Genomic DNA, 17,840 nt, shown 5'->3' with positions numbered 1-17,840 from the left:
GCTTTCCATACCGCTGATAGAATTCGCCGCCTTCAGATGCTGGATTGATCATGACCACACGCCGTCGCCGCTCTGCCGAGCGGATAACCCTCTCGGATGTCGCACGTAGCGCCGGCTGCTCGCTGATGTCGGCATCCCGCGCGCTGTCGCAACCGGATCTGGTTTCCGATGCATTGCGTGAGCGTGTCGAGCAGGCGGTCAAGGCGCTCGGCTACGTGCCGCATCCGGCGGCGCGCAGCCTGGCGAGTTCGCGTTCCAATCTGGTCGCGGTGATCATTCCTTCGCTGTCCAACGCGGTGTTCGTCGACACGGTCGAGGCCATCCAGCGCGTGCTGATGCCGGCGGGCTACGAGATGATGATCGGCGTCAGCCACTATCGCCCCGAAGAGGACGAGCGATTGCTGCGCGCCTACCTGGCCCATCAGCCGGCCGGGCTGCTGATCACCGGCTTCGAGCGCAGCGAGGCCGCGCGTGCGGTGTTGGCCAGCTACACAGCACCGATGGTCACCCTGATGGAGCTGAGCGAGCGGCCGGATGACTACTGCGTAGGCTTCTCGCAGCTGGAAGCCGGCGTGGCCATGACCCGCACCCTGCTTGAGCGCGGCTACCGTCACGTCGCCTTCGCCGCGGCGCAGCTCGACCCTCGGACCCTGCAACGCGCCGAAGGCTACCGTCAGGCCATGCGCGACGCCGGTCGCTATGAGCCGACGCTGGAGCTGCTGACGCCGCAGCTGTCGTCCATCGGGCTTGGCGCGGAGCTACTGGATCGGCTGCTGGCGCAGCATCCGCAGATCGACGCGGTGTTCTTCAACAACGACGACCTGGCCCTCGGGGCGCTGTTTCGCGCCCATCAGCTGGGACTCGAAGTGCCGGGGCGGCTGGCAATCGCCGGTTTCAACGACCTGCCGGCTGCGGCATGGATGCGGCCGGCGCTGAGCACGGTGCGCACCCGGCGTGGCGAGATCGGCGAGCTGGCGGCGCAGATGCTGCTGAGCCTGATGCGGGGTCAGCAGCCGGCCGAGCGTTGTATCGATGTGGGCTTCGAAGTGGTGATGCGCGACAGCGCCTGAGGCGGGCTTTCACCCGCCAGCGCGTCAGAGGTCCTGCTGCGCGGTGACCTGCTGGGCGATCTCGATCATCTGCTCGCGCATCCAGCGGTTGGCTGGATCCTGATCGGTGCTTTCATGCCAGTAGATGTGGGTTTCCAGCGGCATGATGTCCACCGGCAGGTCGACCTGGTGCAGGTTGTGGCGCCGGGCGAAACGCTCGGGAACGGTCACCGCCATGTCGGTCTGGTCGATCACCTGAGTCGCCATCAGGTAGTGCTGCGAGCGCAGGGCGATCTTGCGCTGCAGACCCATCTTGCCCAACGCCAGATCCACCAGACCCAGCCCGCTGCGGCGGCTGGAAATGTGGATGTGCGACAGCGACAGGTACTGCTCCAGGGTGAGCTTGTCCTTGGCCAGCGGGTGGCCGCGGCGCATGGCGCAGATGTAGCGATCTTCCAGCAACTTGACGTGGCGAACCTGAGGGTCGGTGTTGAGCGGTGCATCCATGGCGAAATCCAGGCGGCCGGCGGCCAGTTCCTTGGTCGTCTCGCGGCGTTTGGCCAGCATGCTCTCGATCTTCACGTTCGGTGCCAGGCGGCGCAGGCGCTGGAACAGCGGCGGCAGCATCACCGCCTCGGTGAGGTCGGTCATGCTGATGCGGAAGGTCTTGTTCGCCTGCGCCGGGCTAAAGGTCCGGCTTTCCTGCACCGACACCCGCAGCAGCTGCAGCGCATTGCGTACCGGGCCGATGATGTTCTGCGCCATTGGCGTCGGCACCATGCCCTGGGCAGTGCGCACGAACAGCGGATCGTTGAAGGTTTCGCGTAGGCGGGCGAGGGCGTTGGAAACCGCGGGCTGGGTGATGCCGACGATCTGCCCGGCGCGTGTCAGATTCGCTTCGGTGTAGATGGCGTCGAAGACGATGAATAGATTCAGATCGACCTTGTTCAGGTTCATTGTTGTGCTCTCCGGCGTGTATCGGAATTCGCCGATCATATATCGGTGATGAATGTTTATACACGAGGAAAATAGCTTAGATAAATCACCAGGCCTCCTCTAGCATTCAAAACTACAAAACATTACCTGCCAGAAGGTTGTCGCCCATGAATTTCGCCTACTCCCCGAAGGTTCAAGAGCTGAGAGAGCGCGTGCAAGCGTTCATGGATGCTCACGTCTATCCCGCCGAAAAGGTGTTCTACCAGCAGGTCGCCGAAGGTGACCGCTGGCAGCCGACCGCTATCGTCGAGGAGCTCAAGGCCAAGGCCAAGGCAGAAGGGCTGTGGAACCTGTTTCTGCCGGAATCGGAACTGGGCGCCGGCCTGACCAACACCGAATACGCACCGCTGGCGGAAATCATGGGCAGCTCGGGCCTCGGCCCGGAAGCGTTCAACTGCTCGGCGCCGGACACCGGCAACATGGAAGTGCTTGTGCGCTACGGCAGCGAGGCGCAGAAGCGCGAGTGGCTGGAACCGCTGCTGCGCGGCGAAATCCGTTCGGCCTTCGGCATGACCGAGCCGGGTGTGGCCTCGTCCGACGCCACCAACATGGAAGCCCGCGCGGTGCGCGAGGGCGACGAGTGGGTCATTAACGGTCGCAAGTGGTGGACCTCCGGTGCCTGCGATCCGCGCTGCAAGATCATGATCTTCATGGGCCTGACCAACCCGGATGCGCCGCGCCATGCCCAGCACTCGATGATCCTGGTGCCGATGGATACCCCCGGCGTGAAGGTGCTGCGCCCGCTGCCGGTGTTTGGCTACGACGACGCGCCGCACGGCCACGCGGAAGTGCTGCTGGAAAACGTGCGCGTGCCTTACGAGAACGTCCTGCTCGGCGAAGGCCGCGGCTTCGAGATCGCTCAAGGCCGGCTTGGCCCGGGCCGCATTCACCACTGCATGCGCTCGATTGGTGTCGCCGAGCGCGCCCTCAAGCTGATGTGCGAACGCGCCGTCAGCCGCACCGCCTTCGGCAAGCCGCTGGCCCGGCTGGGTGCCAACTTTGATTACATCGCCGAGTGCCGCATCGAGATCAACATGGCGCGCCTGCTGACGCTGAACGCGGCGTACATGATGGATACCGTAGGCAACAAGATCGCCGCCAGCGAGATCGCACAGATCAAGGTGGTCGCACCCAACGTCGCGCTGAAGGTCATCGACCGCGCCATTCAGATCCACGGTGGCGCCGGGGTTTCCGAGGACTTCCCGCTGGCGCACTGGTGGGCGATGCAGCGTACCCTGCGCCTGGCCGATGGCCCGGACGAGGTGCATCGGGTGGCCATTGCCCGTCACGAGCTGGGCAAGTACGTGCCGCGCGAGGCGCTGCGCAGCCGCTGAGGCGTCGCCCGTCGCGCAGGCAGGACCAAAGGCAAAGCCACGAACGGTGGCTTTGCCTTTTTTAACGCATCGCTTTAGTACACCCAGACTTCCACGCGGCGGTTCTTTACCCGGCCGCTGCCGGCGTCATTAGAAGCAACTGGAAGTTCTGAACCCATTCCGTTGATTTCCTTGAGAAACACGCCGCGTTTATTGAGCTCGCGACGGACCGTCATGGCGCGCAGCTTGGAGAGCAGTGCCGCGCGCGCCGGATCGCCCGTTGCGTCTCCGAAGCCCACCAGTGCTGCGCTGTCGGTGAGCTTGCCGTTCTCGCGCAGATAATCGGTGACCCGCTCGAGGTCGCGCTGGGCCTTGTTGTCCAGCTGGGCGCTGCCTTCCTCGAAGCGAAAGTTGACCGTCAGGCGCTGGGCTTCGCTCGCCAGTTGCTGATAGAAGGCTGGCATGTCGGCGAGTGCAGTTTGCCGAATCGCTTCGACATGCTGGGCGACGTAGCCGGATCGCTCGACGATATTCTGGCCGGCCTTGCTATGGATGAACTCGATGTAGGCCGCGGTCCAGGGCGTCTGCTGGCGCGGATGGGCATAGAGGAACAGCCGGCGCGACAGCGGATAGTCTTCGGTCGCGACCAGGGCGCGGGAGGGCAGCATCGGCTGCGAGTCGCCATCGGCGATGGCCAGCGCCTTGGCCTTGCCCAGCGAGGCCAGGCCGGTGAAGCCGATGGCGCCTGCATCCAGGGTGACCGCGCGGGACAGTTCGTCGTTGGATTCATAGCGGCGGGCATCGCTCCAGAGCGACTTGCCCTGACGCGCCAATACCAGCTCGTTGAAGGTGTCGTAGGTACCGGAACGGTCATCGCGCGCGTGCAGCCGCACCGGCAGGTCCTGTCCGCCGAGCTCGCGCCAGTTGCGGATTTCGCCGGCGAACAGCCCGGCCAGTTGCGTGGTGGTCAACGAATCGATGGGGTTGCCTGGGTGCACGATGATGGCCAGACCATCGATGGCAATGACCTGTTCCGCCTTGACGCTGCGCATCTCGCCCAGTTCGGCCAGCTCGGCACGCTCGCTGGTTTTGATCGGCCTGGACGCTGCTGCGAGATCACCCTGACCATTCTTAAGCCCGGCGAAGCCAGTACCGGTGCCATGCGCGGCCACCGTGGCGATTACCGCTTTGCCCTGGCGCGTGCGGGCGCTGACCCGCTGCTCGTTCTCCACCTCGGTCGGCTGAATGCTGATGTCCTGAAAGCCCTCGGCCTCGAACAACCCGGCGATGAGCATCGGTGCGAGCTTGGCGCCCACGGTGTTGGAACCCTGTACGAGCAATACGGCAGAACCGTCTGCGGGCACCGGCAGCGCGGCGAAACTGCCATTCGCCGCGGCGAGCAGCAGCAGGGGCAGCGCCCGTTTCCTCAACCGTCCAATCAAGCCTGGCTTCATCTTGCGACCTCCTTGTAGAAGGCCGCGAGATTAAGACGATCCGGTTACCGAAAGATGACAGACGAAACGCCGGAGGGGCAGGGTAGACGCCTTCAGCGCAGCTCGATCCAGACCGGGCAGTGGTCGGATGGCTTTTCCATCGCGCGGATGTCGTAATCCACGCCGCAACCGGTCACGCGCTCATGCAGCGCATGGGTGGTGAGTATGTAGTCGATGCGCAGCCCGCGGCGCGGCTCGTCCTCGAAGCCGCGGCTGCGGTAGTCGAACCAGCTGAAGCGGTCGACGACTTCCGGATTCAGGGTGCGGAAGCTGTCCTGCAGGCCCCAGCCTTTAAGGCGTCCCAGCCACTCGCGCTCCTCCGGCAGGAAGCTGCACTTGCCGGTGCGCAGCCAGCGCTTGGCATTCACCTCGCCGATGCCGATGTCGCAATCCTGCGGCGAGATATTGAAGTCACCCATCAGCGCCAGCGATTCGTCCGGGCTGAAACGCTGTTCGAGCAGGGCCTGCAGATCGGCATAGAACTTGGTCTTGGCGGGAAACTTCACCGGATGAGCGCGGCTTTCGCCCTGGGGGAAGTAGCCGTTCATGACGGTGACCGGTAGGCCACTGGCATCGGCAAATCGGCCCCAGATGAAGCGCTTCTGCGAGTCCTCGCCATCGCCGGGAAAGCCCTTGTGAATCTCCAGCGGTGCCTGGCGCGAAAGCAGGGCCACTCCGTAGTGACCTTTCTGCCCGTGGTAGTGGACGTGGTAGCCGAGCGCCTCGATCTCCGCCTGTGGGAACTGTTCGTCAGAAACCTTGGTTTCCTGCAGGCCGATGACGTCCGGCTGGTGCTTTTCAATAATCGCAGAAAGTTGATGAGGTCTTGCGCGCAATCCATTGATATTGAAAGAAACGATTTTCATGAGAATCCGTGAAGGCTGTAAGTGGCTGCAGCTCGCGGCAGGCAGGCGCTGCTGACAAGCCAGTCTGTCGTGAGCAGAAAGCACTGATTCTAGAGAGGTGCCGTCAGGCTTACCAACTGCTAAACGTCCGCGGCGTGGCGGGGCGGCCGAAGCGCTGCTAAGTTGCAATCACTCCTCCTGAAAAAAAGCCGAGAAGTTGCCATGCCGATGTCTGCCGAGGTTCGCACGCTCGATAGTGGTTATGACCGCGAAACACGCTCGCTGCTGTATCACGCCTACCGTCACGAACCGACCTTCGCCTACCTGTTCGAAGCCGACCGTCCCGGCTACCAGCAGCGAGTGCGCGCGACAGTGCGGGAACTGGTGAACCAGCATTTTCTACAGCAACAGCCAGCCTTGGGCCTGCTGCTGGACGACCGGTTGATCGCCGTCGCGCTGATCGCACCACCGCAACGCCGGCTGGATATCACCGAAAGCTGGGCCTGGCGCGCACGTATGCTGCTGACCGCGGGGTTCCGTTGTACGCGCCGCTATCTGGATTATCACGCAGCGGTGCTGGCCTGCCTGCCCTCTGGCGCGGTGCATCTGCTGCCGCTGCTCGGTGTACATCCGCAGTTTCAGGGGCAGCATTACGGCGAGCAGCTGCTCCAGGCCGTCCATGAGTGGTGCGCCGAAGATGAAACCTCACAGGGGCTGGTGATCGATACCGGCAACCCGCGTTACCTGAACTTCTACCAGCGACAGGGCTACGAGGAAATCGGCCAGATTGCCGTCGGGCCGGTGGTGGAACATATCTTTTTCCATCCTGCGCCAAGGCGGATGGAAGCGGCGCGTTAGGTGTGGGCGAATTTTATCCGGGCGGGTCAGTCTGACTGGTCTGAAGCCACGCGATGTCAGCCGATGCCCGTCCCCCCGCAAAGCCACCTTACATACCGTCTAACCAGCGGGTTCTGGCATCCCCGCGAGCCCGTGTTAGCATTGCGCGCCATGTGCAAATCGAACCGAATCGGCCCGCTGGTAGCCGCAGTCCTGATGTTGAGCGGCATTTCTGCCAGCGCCGCCGAACTGGACGTTCGTATCGAGCCACAGAACCGGGCGCTTCGCGAGAACATCGAGAACTACATTGGCGAGCTGGGCGATCGCGATGCCAACGAGCTGTTGCGCTACAGCCGGGTAGCGCAGCGCCAAGCGGAAAAGGCACTGCAAGCGCTGGGCTACTATCGCAGCCGAATCCGAACCGATGTACGTGAAGGCGATGAGCCGACTCTGGTAGTGCGCGTCCAGACCGGTGAGCCGGTGCGCCTGCGCAACATCACGGTCCGCCTGGACGGGCCGGCAGCGGAGTTCTCAGGCTTTCGGGTCGCACAGCGCAGCCTGCGCCAGGGCGATGTGCTCAATCACGGCCGTTACGAGGACGTGAAACAGCAATTTCTCAACCAGGCTTCGCGCTATGGCTATTTCGATGGCCGCTTCACTCGCCAGCGGCTCGCCGTCGACCCACGGGAGAATACCGCGGATGTCGAGCTGGTCTTCGACAGCGGGCCACGCTACCGCCTGGGTGACGTGCGATTCGAAGGCGATGCGCCGTTCGATGACGACCTGCTCAGGCGCATGGTGCCGTTCGATGCCGATACCCCCTACGACTCCGAGCTGATCGCGGAGCTTAGCCAGGCACTGCAGTCGAGTGGCTACTTCGAAGGTGTGCGCGTCGATGCCAACCCAACCAGCGCCAGCGATCAGCGTATTCCCGTCGCGGTGGCACTCACCACACGCAAGCCGCGCACGTTCGGCCTTGGTCTGGGCTATTCCACCGATGTCGGCCCACGCATTCGGCTGAACTGGACCCGCCACTGGGTGAACCCCCAGGGCCACAGCTATGGCGCTGAAACCGAACTGTCTGCGCCGCGGCAGAACGTCGGTTTGTGGTACGACATTCCGCTCGATCCACCGCTGACCGACAAGCTGCGTTTCGTTGGCGGCTACCAGTACGAGGAAATTGCCGGTACCGATACGCTGAGCCGTCTGCTCAAGGTCGGCCCGGAATGGCACAGCCGGTTGCCCAGCGGCTGGCTGCGCGTGGTTTCGCTGAAGTGGCAGCATGAGGAATACAAGCTTGGCGATGACTCGGGGATCAGCACCTTGCTGATGCCTGGCATCGCTTACAGCTATCTGCGCAGTGACAATCGCATCGACCCAAGCAATGGCTATCGCCTGCAGTTCGAAGTGGCGGCGGCCAAATCCGGCGTGCTGTCCGATGCAGATCTGGTTCACGCCAACGTCCTGCTGCGCGGACTTACTACGCTCGGCCAGCGCCATCGTTTTCTCGGCAGGGTGCAGCTTGGTGGCAACTGGACCGATGAATACGTCAACGTGCCGCCGTCGCTGCGCTATTTCGCCGGCGGCGATCAGAGCGTGCGTGGCTACGACTATCAGAGCCTGTCGCCAACCAACTCCGACGGCGACAAGATCGGCGGCCGCTACCAGTTTGCGGTGAGCGCGGAATACCAGTATTCGATTGCCGAAAAATGGCGCGTCGCGACCTTCGTCGACCAGGGCAACGCCTTCAACTCGCTGGAGATCCCCACCCTCAAAAGCGCAGTCGGTGTTGGTGTGCGCTGGGTGTCACCGGTCGGTCCGATTCGCGTCGACCTCGCTCATCCGCTGGACAGCGAAGGCGGTGTCCGCCTGCACTTTTCCATGGGGCCTGAGCTGTGAGGCGGTTGTTGCGCGGCATAGGCTGGACGTTGCTTGGACTTGTCCTGTTGCTGGCCATCGCGCTCGGCACGCTGCTTGGTACGTCAGCCGGCAGCCGCTGGCTGCTGGCGCAGGTACCCGGTCTGACGGTCGAGGCGTTCGAAGGGCGCCTCGGCCAACGCTGGCAGGCTGATCGACTGATCTGGGAACAGGATGGCAGCCGCGTGGAGGTTCAGCAGCCCCGGCTCGCCTGGTCGCCGGCTTGCCTGCTCAAACGAACCCTGTGTATCGATGAGCTGGTGACGGGGGATATCGATCTCAACTTTCCTCCGAGCGAACCGGACCCCAACGCCGAGCCTTTCAGCCTGCCGGATATCAACCTGCCGTTGGCTTTGCAGGTAGAGCGCATCGAGATCGGGCAGGTGACGCTCAATGACGCCGAGCAACTGCGGCGCCTGCAGCTGCAGGCGAGCTGGCGTGCTGACGGCCTGGATATCCAGCGTCTGGACGTGCGCCGGGATGATCTCGATCTGTCGCTGACCGGCCGCCTGCAACCCAGCGGCAACTGGCCGCTGCAATTGCAAGGGCAGGCTGCGTTGCAGTCCCCGGACGAACAACCCTGGGCGCTGATGATCGCCATCGAAGGGGATCTGCGCGAACAGCTGCAGTTGCAGGTCGAAAGTCAGGGCTATCTGCAGGGCAGCCTCAGCGGTCATGTGCGTGCGCTGGACGAGCAGCTGCCTGCGACCGTCAGGCTGAATGCTGACGGTTTCAAGGCGTTGCCTGACCTGCCGGAGACCTTGCGCCTGGATGATCTGGAGCTGACGGCGAGCGGCAACATGCAGGATGGCTATCGTCTGCTCGGCACCACCCGTTTACCGGGAGATGGCGGCGCCGTGCGGGTCGCGCTCGAAGGTGTCGTCAGCACCACCGGCGCGCAGATCGCCATGCTGGAGCTGGACGCCGGTCAGCAGCGTCACGTACGGCTGAGTGGTGACGTCGACTGGCAGGACGGTTTGGCTGCGAACGCCGATCTGCTCTGGCGTGATTTTCCCTGGCGGCGGCTGTATCCAGAGATCGAAGAGCCACCGGTGACGCTGCGCGACCTCAAGGCGCAAATTCAGTACGAGGATGGCAACTACCTCGGCAACTTCGAATCGGCCATGGCCGGTCCGGCTGGGGACTTCACGCTGAACAGCCCGGTCAGCGGCAATCTCGAGGCCGTCCACCTGCCGCAACTGGAGCTGCGAGCCGGGCAGGGTAGTGCCACGGGGTCGGTCAGTGTCGGCTTCGCCGACGGCATCGACTGGAAAGCCGATCTGGCCCTGAGCGATCTCGACCCGGCGTACTGGCTGGCAGAATTGCCGGGCAACCTCGGCGGCACCTTGCAAAGCCAGGGCGCCTTGCGCGATGAGCGCCTGCAGGCCGAGGCCAGCCTGGACATCAATGGACGGTTGCGTGGCCAGAACACCAGCCTTCGGTTGCAGGCCAGCGGGGAGGGCGAGCGCTGGAACCTGCCTGTCATTGACCTGCGCATGGGTGACAACCGGGTGCATGGCGAGGGCGCCTGGGCGCAAACACTGGACGGCCGCGTGCAGCTGGAACTGCGTCGCCTGGCGCAGCTTTGGCCGGATCTTCGCGGGCAACTCAATGGTCAGGTGACGTTGGGCGGCACCGCTGCGGCGCCGAGCGGAAAGATCGAGCTCAGCGGGCGTAATCTCGCCTACCAGGACAATCGATTGCGCCGGCTCAGCCTCCAGGGACAGCTATCCGACGGCGAGCGCGGCCGACTGGTGCTCAACGCCGACGATATTCGAGCAGGTGAAACCGATCTCGGCGCGCTACAGGTCAATGCAGAAGGCACTGCAGACAAGCATCAGGCAGACCTGCGGCTGCAGGGCCCATTGCTTGACCTGGCGCTGGCCGTCGACGGCGGGCTACGTGGCGAGGACTGGCTGGGGCGGCTGACACGCGGCGAACTCAGTGCCGAACAGCAGAACTGGGCATTGCAGCGGCCAGCCTCATTGCAGCGCTTCGCCGACGGCCGGCTGGAGCTCGGCGCGCATTGCTGGCGCTCCGGTCCTGCCAGTCTTTGCGCCGAAGATCAGCGCATCATGCCGGAGCCACGGATTCGTTACCGGCTGCGCGACTTCGCCTTGCAGTCCCTTGCCGAGTACCTGCCCGAGGACTTTCGCTGGCAAGGCGAACTGAACGCCGATATCGAGCTCGACCTACCCGCCAGTGGCCCCAATGGGCGGGTCCAGGTCGATGCCGGCCCGGGCGTGCTGCGTATCCGTGATGCGGATGAATGGCACGACTTCCCATACCAGATCCTGGCCCTTAACAGCCGACTGTTGCCCGAGCGGATCGACAGCGAGCTGCGCTTCCAGGGCGGGGAGCTTGGCGAACTCGACGTACAGGTACGCATCGATCCGCGTCCAGAGAACAAGCCAATCGATGGCGAGTTCCGTCTGAGCGGTCTCGATCTTGCCGTGGCGCGTCCGTTCGTGCCCATGGTCGAACGCTTGCGCGGTCAGCTGAACGGCAGTGGCCAGCTCTCCGGCAGCCTTCAGCAACCCACGCTCAATGGCCAACTGCTGCTTAGCGGTGGCGAGATAGCCGGTAGCGAGCTGCCAACCACGTTCGAGGATCTGCGGGTCCGCATGCTGATCGAGGGCGAACGGCTGAACATCGATGGCGACTGGCGTGCCGGCGAACAAGGGCGCGGCAATCTGAGCGGCACGCTGGATTGGCGCGATGCGCTGGACCTGGACCTGGCTATAAAAGGCAATCGCTTGCCGGTAGTGGTCGAGCCCTACGCGGACCTCGAGGTCGAGCCGGATCTGCGTATCGTGCTGAGCGGCCAGGACCTCGCCGTCAGTGGGCGGGTTGCGGTGCCGCGGGGGGCGATCACCGTCCGCGAACTGCCGCCGGCAACCGTCAGGGTTTCCGAAGACACCGTCATCGTCGGCCGCGAGGCCGAAGAGCCGGCGACCCCGCTGGCAGTGAAAATGGATATCGACGTCGAGGTGGGTCAGGACCGCTTGCGGTTCACCGGCTTCGGCCTGACTGCCGATCTCGCCGGGTATCTGCACATCGGCGACAACCTCGATGCACGCGGCGAACTGCAGTTGAAGAACGGACGCTACCGCGCCTATGGCCAACGGCTGACCATCCGCCGTGCCGAGTTGCTGTTCACTGGCCTGATCAGCCAGCCGTTCCTCAATATCGAAGCGATACGTCGAATCGAGGCGGAGAATGTTGTAGCCGGCCTGCGCATTACCGGCAGCGCCGAGCAACCGCGGATAGACGTGTTTTCCGAGCCAGCCATGAGTCAGGAACAGGCCCTGGCCTATCTGGTGCTTGGCAGGCCACTGGGCGCGGACACCGGCGATAGCAACCTGTTGGCGCAGGCCGCGCTGGGCCTCGGCCTGGCTGGCAGTTCATCCATCACCGGTGGGTTGGCGCAACGCCTGGGGATCCAGGATTTTCAGCTGGACACCGAAGGAACCGGCGCCGGTACCAGCGTGGTCGCCACCGGACGCCTGACCGAACGGCTGGCGTTGCGCTATGGCGTCGGCGTATTCGAGCCGACCAATACCATCGCGCTGCGCTACCAACTGACTCGTCGCATTTTCCTCGAAGCAGCCAGCGGTCTGGCCAGCTCGCTGGACGTGTTTTACCGCCGCGATTTCTGATCAGTTACCGCTGCGCATGGATGCACCGCCCGACGCGGGTCACTCCTGCAGCAGCGTAAGTCGCACCAAAGCGCATCAAACACGACTGGCAGGCGCACCAGAGTGGGCTACGCTGATTTTCGCTTTCCGTGCCATTCGTACTCGCTGGACGGCAGCGTGCCGGTCTTGACCGGTCGGTCTGCTTTTGCAGGTCGATTCGATCACCTAATCTGGCGCGATTGCCCCAAGCCCAACGAGCGAATGCAGTGGTAGCATCCACGCTTCCGACCGTCGCGGTCATAACCGCGCGACGCTCTAGCACGAGTCTTGCAAAGCGCCTGCCGCCTCAGCGCTTACAGGCTCCAGAGGCGGACCGGAATCGTCGTTACCTGGTCGCTGAAAAACCACCGCCACAAGCGTCATGTTTTTCAACGGCTCCACGGTAGCGCGACCCTAACGCGAGGGAACTCGCTTATAAGAAATAAGGTGCTCGAATGGAATTTCTGAACAACCTCGTAAATAGCGTCAATGGCCTCGTCTGGGGCCCGCCCATGCTGGTGCTGATCCTTGGTACCGGTCTGTTCCTGATGATCTTCCTCAAGTTCATGCCATTGACACGCATCCCGACCGGTTTTGCGCTGATGTGGGGTGGACGTGCCAAGGGTGACGAAGCCACGGGCGAGATCAGTCCGTTCCAGGCACTGATGACATCGCTGGCGGCAACCGTAGGTACCGGCAATATCGCTGGCGTGGCCACCGCCATCTTCCTCGGCGGCCCAGGTGCGCTGTTCTGGATGTGGTGCACCGCGCTGGTCGGTATGGCCACCAAGTACTGCGAAGTTGTTCTGGCAGTCCACTACCGTGAGAAGGACGACCGAGGCGAGCATGTCGGCGGTCCGATGTATGCCATCAAGAACGGCCTGGGCAAGAAGTGGGTCTGGCTGGGAACAGCCTTCGCCATCTTCGGCGGTCTGGCTGGCTTCGGCATCGGCAACATGGTGCAGGTCAACAGCATGGCCCACGCCCTGGAAACCACCTTCGCGGTACCGTTGTGGGCAACCGGCCTGGTCACCATGGTGATCGTCGGCCTGGTGATCCTTGGTGGCATTCGCCGCATCGGGGTGGTGGCTGCATCGCTCGTGCCGTTCATGTGCCTGGCCTACCTGATCGCCGCTGCAGTGGTACTGGTAGTGAATGTCTCGGCGATTCCGGCAGCATTCGATCTGATCTTCACCCATGCCTTCACCCCGATCGCCGCCACCGGTGGCTTTGCCGGCGCTGCGGTCATGGCGGCAATTCGCTTTGGTGTCGCCCGCGGCATCTTCTCCAACGAGGCGGGCCTCGGCACGGCGGGTATCGCCCAGGCAGCCGGCACCACTACCAGCTCGGTACGCTCGGGCATGATCGGCATGCTGGGGACGTTCATCGACACCATCATCGTCTGCTCGATGACCGGTCTGGCGATCATCTGCACGGGCGTCTGGACCAGCGGCGAAAGCGGGGCGGCGCTGTCCGCAGCAGCGTTCGAATCAGCCATGCCAGGTATCGGCGGCATCATCCTGACCATCGCGCTGGTGGTCTTCGCCTTCACTACCATCCTCGGCTGGAGCTATTTCGGCGAGAAGTGCTGGGAGTTCCTGGTCGGCACCCGTGCCATCTGGCCGTTCCGGGTGATCTGGGTGCTGGCCGTGCCGTTCGGTGCGATCGCCCAGCTCGACTTCGCCTGGCTGCTGGCCGATACGCTCAACGGTCTGATGGCGATCCCCAACCTGATCTCGCTGCTGCTGCTGAGTCCGGTCGTGGTCAAACTGACCAAGGAATATTTCGCACGTAGTTGATGTCCGATGTCGGCCATCTTTCAAAGCCGTGGGGCTGACTGAGGTTCCACGGCTTTTTTCTGCCTCTGTGCATCAAGGAGCCACGCAATGTCTGAAATCACTCTGAAAGGCGCGCCAGTCCAGGTAGCCGGTGAGTTCCCGCAAGTCGGTCAGCAGGCCAAGCCATTCAGCCTGGTTGGCGCGGATCTCGCCGACGTCGAACTCTCGGCGTTCGCCGGCAAGCGCAAGATCCTCAATATTTTCCCGAGCGTCGATACCCCGACCTGCGCCACTTCGGTGCGCAAGTTCAATACCCAGGCCAATGCGCTGGCGAACACCGTGGTGCTGTGTATCTCCGCCGACCTGCCGTTCGCGCAGAAGCGCTTCTGCGGCGCTGAGGGGCTGGAAAATGTGGTCAACCTGTCGACCATGCGCGGCGCCGAGTTTCTCGTGAACTATGGCGTGGCCATTGCCAGCGGCCCGCTGGCCGGCGTTGCAGCGCGGGCAGTCGTCGTGCTGGACGAACAGGATCGCGTGCTGCATAGCGAACTGGTCGGCGAGATCGGCAGCGAGCCGAACTACGATGCGGCAATCGCTTCACTCAGCTGACGTTCACCCGCTGGCAACATTCAACGGCGAGGCGCTTTAACAGGCCTCGCCGTTTCGTTTTTCTGGCGACAGAAAACCATCGGCAGGCGGGCAACCGCTTGTCGTCGTCAATTAGCGTAATTTCGTCCCGGCAACTAATTTCAGTGACGCCACCCGCCTCAGGAATTCCGGGTGTGGAGAAGTCTGCAAAAGTGGCAAATAGGCAGCTTTTCAAAAATCTTTTCGCTCGGCTGCTGTCATAGCGCTGATGCCCATTGAATGGATTCATTTATGCCTACTTCAGAGATCAAGAGAATCGGTGTTTCCGGAACCGGAATGATCGCCCGCGGCTTTGTACGGTTGATCAGAAATCACTATCCGGACATGGAAATATCCCGCGTTCTGACACGCCGCCCGCTTTCCTCGATGGCTGACTTTCCGCTCGCGGATGTGCTCACCAATTCACTGGACGAGCTGATCGACCATTCCGATCTTATTGTCGAGTGCAGCGGTGACGTGTTCCACGGCACGTCGGTCATCGAGCGTGCATTCGAGGCCGGGCTTAAAGTGGTTACCGTCAATGCCGAGCTGCAGGTAACCACCGGTTCGTATCTGGCAGGCAAAGGCTTCCTGACCGAAGCGGAGGGCGACCAGCCGGGCTCTCTTGCTGCGTTGCGCGAAGATGCTCTGCAGATGGGTTTCGAGCCGCTGGTCTACGGCAATATGAAAGGCTACCTGAACCATGATCCTTCGCCGGAGGACATGGCTTACTGGGCCAATCGCCAGGGAATCAGCATCGACCAAACCACCTCGTTTACCGACGGCACCAAGGTGCAGATCGAGCAGGTGATCATCGGGAACGGTCTCGGCGCGACCATCACCCGTCAGGGTATGGAAGGATTGGCTTCGACCAATCTGGACGATAGCGCCAGTCTCCTCGGCATGATGGCCGAGCGGGCAGGGCAGCCGATCGTGGATTATGTGATCCCTTCGGGCTATCCGGCGGGCGGCGTATTTCTGGTCGGCAAGCACGACGAGGACCAGGCGCAGGCCATCGAATACTTCAAGCTGGGCCGCGGACCGTTCTACACCCTGGTGCGTCCGTTCCACCTGTGCTCTCTGGAAGTGGGCAAGACCGTACGCCGCGTACTCAGCGGCGGTGGCGTGCTGCTCAATAACTCCACCGAGCCGACCCTGGGTGTTGCGGCGATCGCCAAGCGTGCGATGAAACCGGGCGAGCTGATCGAACGCGGCATCGGTGGGTTCCAGTTCCGCGGTGAGGCGATCAAGCTGGCCCAGCATCCGGACCACGTACCGATCGGCCTGCTGCGCAAGACGGCGCTCAAGCGCGCCGTCGAGCCGGGCCAGATCATCACCTTCGACGACATCGACATCCTGCCGAGCCGCGCGCTGGATATCGTCATGGAGCAGCGCAAACCGCGTCTGGTCCAAGTCGAGAGCAAGACCGAAACCTGGACTACACCGAGCATCAACACGATGGGTATGCTGGCCTTCGGCGGCTGAGCGCTACCCTTTCGAGAAAAAGGCCGCTGTCATCGACAGCGGCCTTTTTGTTTCTGCGCGACTCCTCTGCGTGAGCTCGATGCAACGATTGGCTTGGGCGCAGGGGTAGTCAGGCCTTTCGCATGGACCAGTAGCGAAGCCGGAACAGGTCACGCTCGCCAAGCAGTGTCACGCCGGCGGCAAATGCTGCGAGTACCAGCCCGATATACAGGCTTAGCTCGATCAGCCCATGTGGCTGGGGCACGAAATGCAGCGCAACGGCCACCACGACTGCCGTCCCTAGCCAGCGGGCCAGCACCGCGATGCCGGCCCCTTTGGGTGAGGCCCGATAGACGAACAATCCCATGAACGTCGCCTGCAGTGTCGCGCCACTGGAGAAGGCCAATGCCAGGCCGGCGGCGCCGTAATGTCGGTAAAGCGCAGCATCCAGACCGATCGTCATGGCTGAGCTGATCAGCGTGATCACCAGGAACAGGCGGACCTGATGCTGTGCGAGCAGCGCGCGCCCCCAGAGTAGCGCAAGGCCCATCGCTGGCAGGCCGAGCGCGTAGATGACCATCAGCGAGGCCGTCGCCCGGGTCTGCTCGGCACCGAACTCGCCGCGCTCCAGCAGCACCGACACCACCGCCTCCGGGAAGGAGCAGAGCACCACGGTCGCCGGGACCAGGAAGAGAAGCGTGGCCAGCAGCCCCTTGCGGATCACGGCGGCATGGCCGGTGTGATCCCGGTCGTTCCAGCTCGCCGAGAACTGCGGGAACAGCACGGACAGCACCGACATCGCATACAGCGTCAGGGGTATGGTGACGATGCGGAAGGCGAACGAGAGCATGGTGATGCTGCCCTCTTCGAGAAACGAGGCGAACATCCGCTCCGCCAGTATGCAGGCCTGCTGGGCTCCCGCGGCCATCAGCACCGGGGCGAAGGCCAGGCCGAACTGACTGCCATGGCCTTTCTCAAGCGGCATCGTCTCGCCGCGCAGGTAATGGATGCGGCGATGCTGCAGGACGATCAGCACCACCTGGGGCAGCAGCATGCCGAGAAAGATGACCATGCCGCTGGGTTCGAACAGGAGGATGCCGACGATCGCGCCGGCATTGAGCAGCAGGGTGCGGGTCATCGGCAGAATGAACACGTTATCCATGTTCAACAAGGCGCCCTGGCAGTACAGCGCTGCCTGCACGCCGATCAGCAGTGCACCGACGCAGAAGACCAGCTGGCCGTTGGCGACCTGCTCGGGCGTCCAGCCCGGCGCGAGTGCATTGAGTACCCAATAGCTGGTCAGCAGTATCAAGAGGCAGGCTGCGCCGCCGAGCAGCATGATGCGCCAGTAAAGCCACCGCGCCACCGCCTCGAACAGCGATTGCGACTGGCTGCGCAGCTTTTGCAGATACGGGATCAGGGCATCGCGCAACGCCAGGCCAAGGAAGTTCTCGAAGAAAAGCGGAAGTATCAGCGCTACGAAGATGAGGTCCGCTTCCCAGCTGAGGCCGAATGAGCGGGCGATGAACAGATCACGCAGGAAGCCGAGAAGAAAACTGGCGACGGTGAGCGCCAGGATGACCAGCGATACATTCATTCCTTGATCCTTTGCGGCCATCGATGCGATAGCCCGTTAACGACACGACAATGTCCGATTCGGCGTGCTGACAGACGCATGGCCTGCCCACAGCTTTCTTCACGTGCAAACCCGGTGCAGCGAGAAGAACGGTAAATAGACTTAAGACCTGCTGCATGGTTCCGGGACGGGAGGGTCAAAGCGGGCCGACATACATGTCGATACGTAAAAATGCCGTAAAGGCACTTTGCGAGCGGTTCGCGACTGC

General features: G+C 63.0%; 13 protein-coding genes. 8 read left to right on the top strand and 5 right to left on the bottom strand.

The features are described 5' to 3' along the window. Positions 1 to 50: 50 nt before the first annotated feature. Positions 51 to 1,070: an HTH-type transcriptional regulator GntR gene (gntR, locus tag EA798_RS17805; RefSeq protein ID WP_122099800.1), complete on the top strand. Its 1,020-nt coding sequence runs from the start codon at positions 51 to 53 to the stop codon at positions 1,068 to 1,070. Between the two features lie 24 nt (positions 1,071 to 1,094). On the opposite strand, the gene EA798_RS17800 is transcribed toward gntR, so the two are convergent. Further along, on the bottom strand, positions 1,095 to 2,006 hold the full coding sequence (locus EA798_RS17800) for a LysR family transcriptional regulator (protein ID WP_011913327.1): 912 nt from the start codon (positions 2,004 to 2,006) through the stop codon (positions 1,095 to 1,097). A gap of 146 nt (positions 2,007 to 2,152) precedes the next feature. On the opposite strand from EA798_RS17800, the gene EA798_RS17795 reads away from it, so the two are divergent. Further along, a complete protein-coding gene (locus EA798_RS17795) occupies positions 2,153 to 3,379 on the top strand; it encodes an acyl-CoA dehydrogenase (protein WP_038659999.1) in 1,227 nt (408 codons plus the stop codon). A 74-nt stretch (positions 3,380 to 3,453) separates the two neighbouring features. Here the strand turns inward: EA798_RS17795 and EA798_RS17790 are convergent, their stop codons facing one another. Together EA798_RS17790 and xthA are read right to left on the bottom strand one after the other, a co-directional pair. Beyond that, on the bottom strand, positions 3,454 to 4,812 hold the full coding sequence (locus tag EA798_RS17790; protein ID WP_122099799.1) for a phosphate ABC transporter substrate-binding/OmpA family protein: 1,359 nt from the start codon (positions 4,810 to 4,812) through the stop codon (positions 3,454 to 3,456). A gap of 92 nt (positions 4,813 to 4,904) precedes the next feature. Further along, on the bottom strand, positions 4,905 to 5,717 hold the full coding sequence (gene xthA / locus EA798_RS17785) for an exodeoxyribonuclease III (RefSeq protein ID WP_122099798.1): 813 nt from the start codon (positions 5,715 to 5,717) through the stop codon (positions 4,905 to 4,907). Positions 5,718 to 5,918: 201 nt separating this feature from the next. On the opposite strand from xthA, the gene EA798_RS17780 reads away from it, so the two are divergent. The 5 genes from EA798_RS17780 (at position 5,919) to tpx (ending at position 14,514) form a co-directional block, all read left to right on the top strand. After that, a complete protein-coding gene (locus tag EA798_RS17780) occupies positions 5,919 to 6,554 on the top strand; it encodes a GNAT family N-acetyltransferase (RefSeq protein ID WP_122099797.1) in 636 nt (211 codons plus the stop codon). A gap of 195 nt (positions 6,555 to 6,749) precedes the next feature. After that, complete coding sequence (locus tag EA798_RS17775) at positions 6,750 to 8,432, top strand: autotransporter assembly complex protein TamA (RefSeq protein ID WP_420849568.1); 1,683 nt, start codon at positions 6,750 to 6,752, stop codon at positions 8,430 to 8,432. Next, complete coding sequence (locus tag EA798_RS17770) at positions 8,429 to 12,109, top strand: translocation/assembly module TamB domain-containing protein (protein WP_122099795.1); 3,681 nt, start codon at positions 8,429 to 8,431, stop codon at positions 12,107 to 12,109. Before EA798_RS17775 ends, EA798_RS17770 begins: the two co-directional genes overlap by 4 nt. A gap of 473 nt (positions 12,110 to 12,582) precedes the next feature. Next, the gene (locus tag EA798_RS17765; protein ID WP_106158665.1) at positions 12,583 to 13,926 is read left to right on the top strand and encodes an alanine/glycine:cation symporter family protein; all 1,344 of its coding nucleotides are present in this window, start codon (positions 12,583 to 12,585) and stop codon (positions 13,924 to 13,926) included. Positions 13,927 to 14,013: 87 nt separating this feature from the next. Continuing rightward, positions 14,014 to 14,514, top strand: coding sequence for a thiol peroxidase (gene tpx / locus EA798_RS17760; protein WP_106158666.1), 501 nt, complete (start codon positions 14,014 to 14,016; stop codon positions 14,512 to 14,514). Here the strand turns inward: tpx and EA798_RS20555 are convergent. Further along, positions 14,507 to 14,782 carry a hypothetical protein gene (locus tag EA798_RS20555; protein WP_147456789.1) on the bottom strand — a complete coding sequence of 92 codons (276 nt, stop codon included), beginning with the start codon at positions 14,780 to 14,782 and terminating at the stop codon, positions 14,507 to 14,509. The two genes, tpx and EA798_RS20555, sit on opposite strands and share 8 nt — an antisense overlap. A gap of 47 nt (positions 14,783 to 14,829) precedes the next feature. Between EA798_RS20555 and EA798_RS17755 the strand changes: the two genes are divergently transcribed. Next, a complete protein-coding gene (locus tag EA798_RS17755; RefSeq protein ID WP_122099794.1) occupies positions 14,830 to 16,017 on the top strand; it encodes an NAD(P)-dependent oxidoreductase in 1,188 nt (395 codons plus the stop codon). Positions 16,018 to 16,126: 109 nt separating this feature from the next. On the opposite strand, the gene EA798_RS17750 is transcribed toward EA798_RS17755, so the two are convergent. Next, positions 16,127 to 17,593, bottom strand: coding sequence for a lipid II flippase MurJ (locus tag EA798_RS17750; RefSeq protein WP_122099793.1), 1,467 nt, complete (start codon positions 17,591 to 17,593; stop codon positions 16,127 to 16,129). Positions 17,594 to 17,840: the final 247 nt, after the last annotated feature.

The organism is Pseudomonas songnenensis (assembly GCF_003696315.1).
Lineage (GTDB): Bacteria > Pseudomonadota > Gammaproteobacteria > Pseudomonadales > Pseudomonadaceae > Stutzerimonas > Stutzerimonas songnenensis.
The sequence above is the reverse complement of the archived record's forward strand: the minus strand, read 5'-3'. Positions and strand labels throughout refer to the sequence as shown.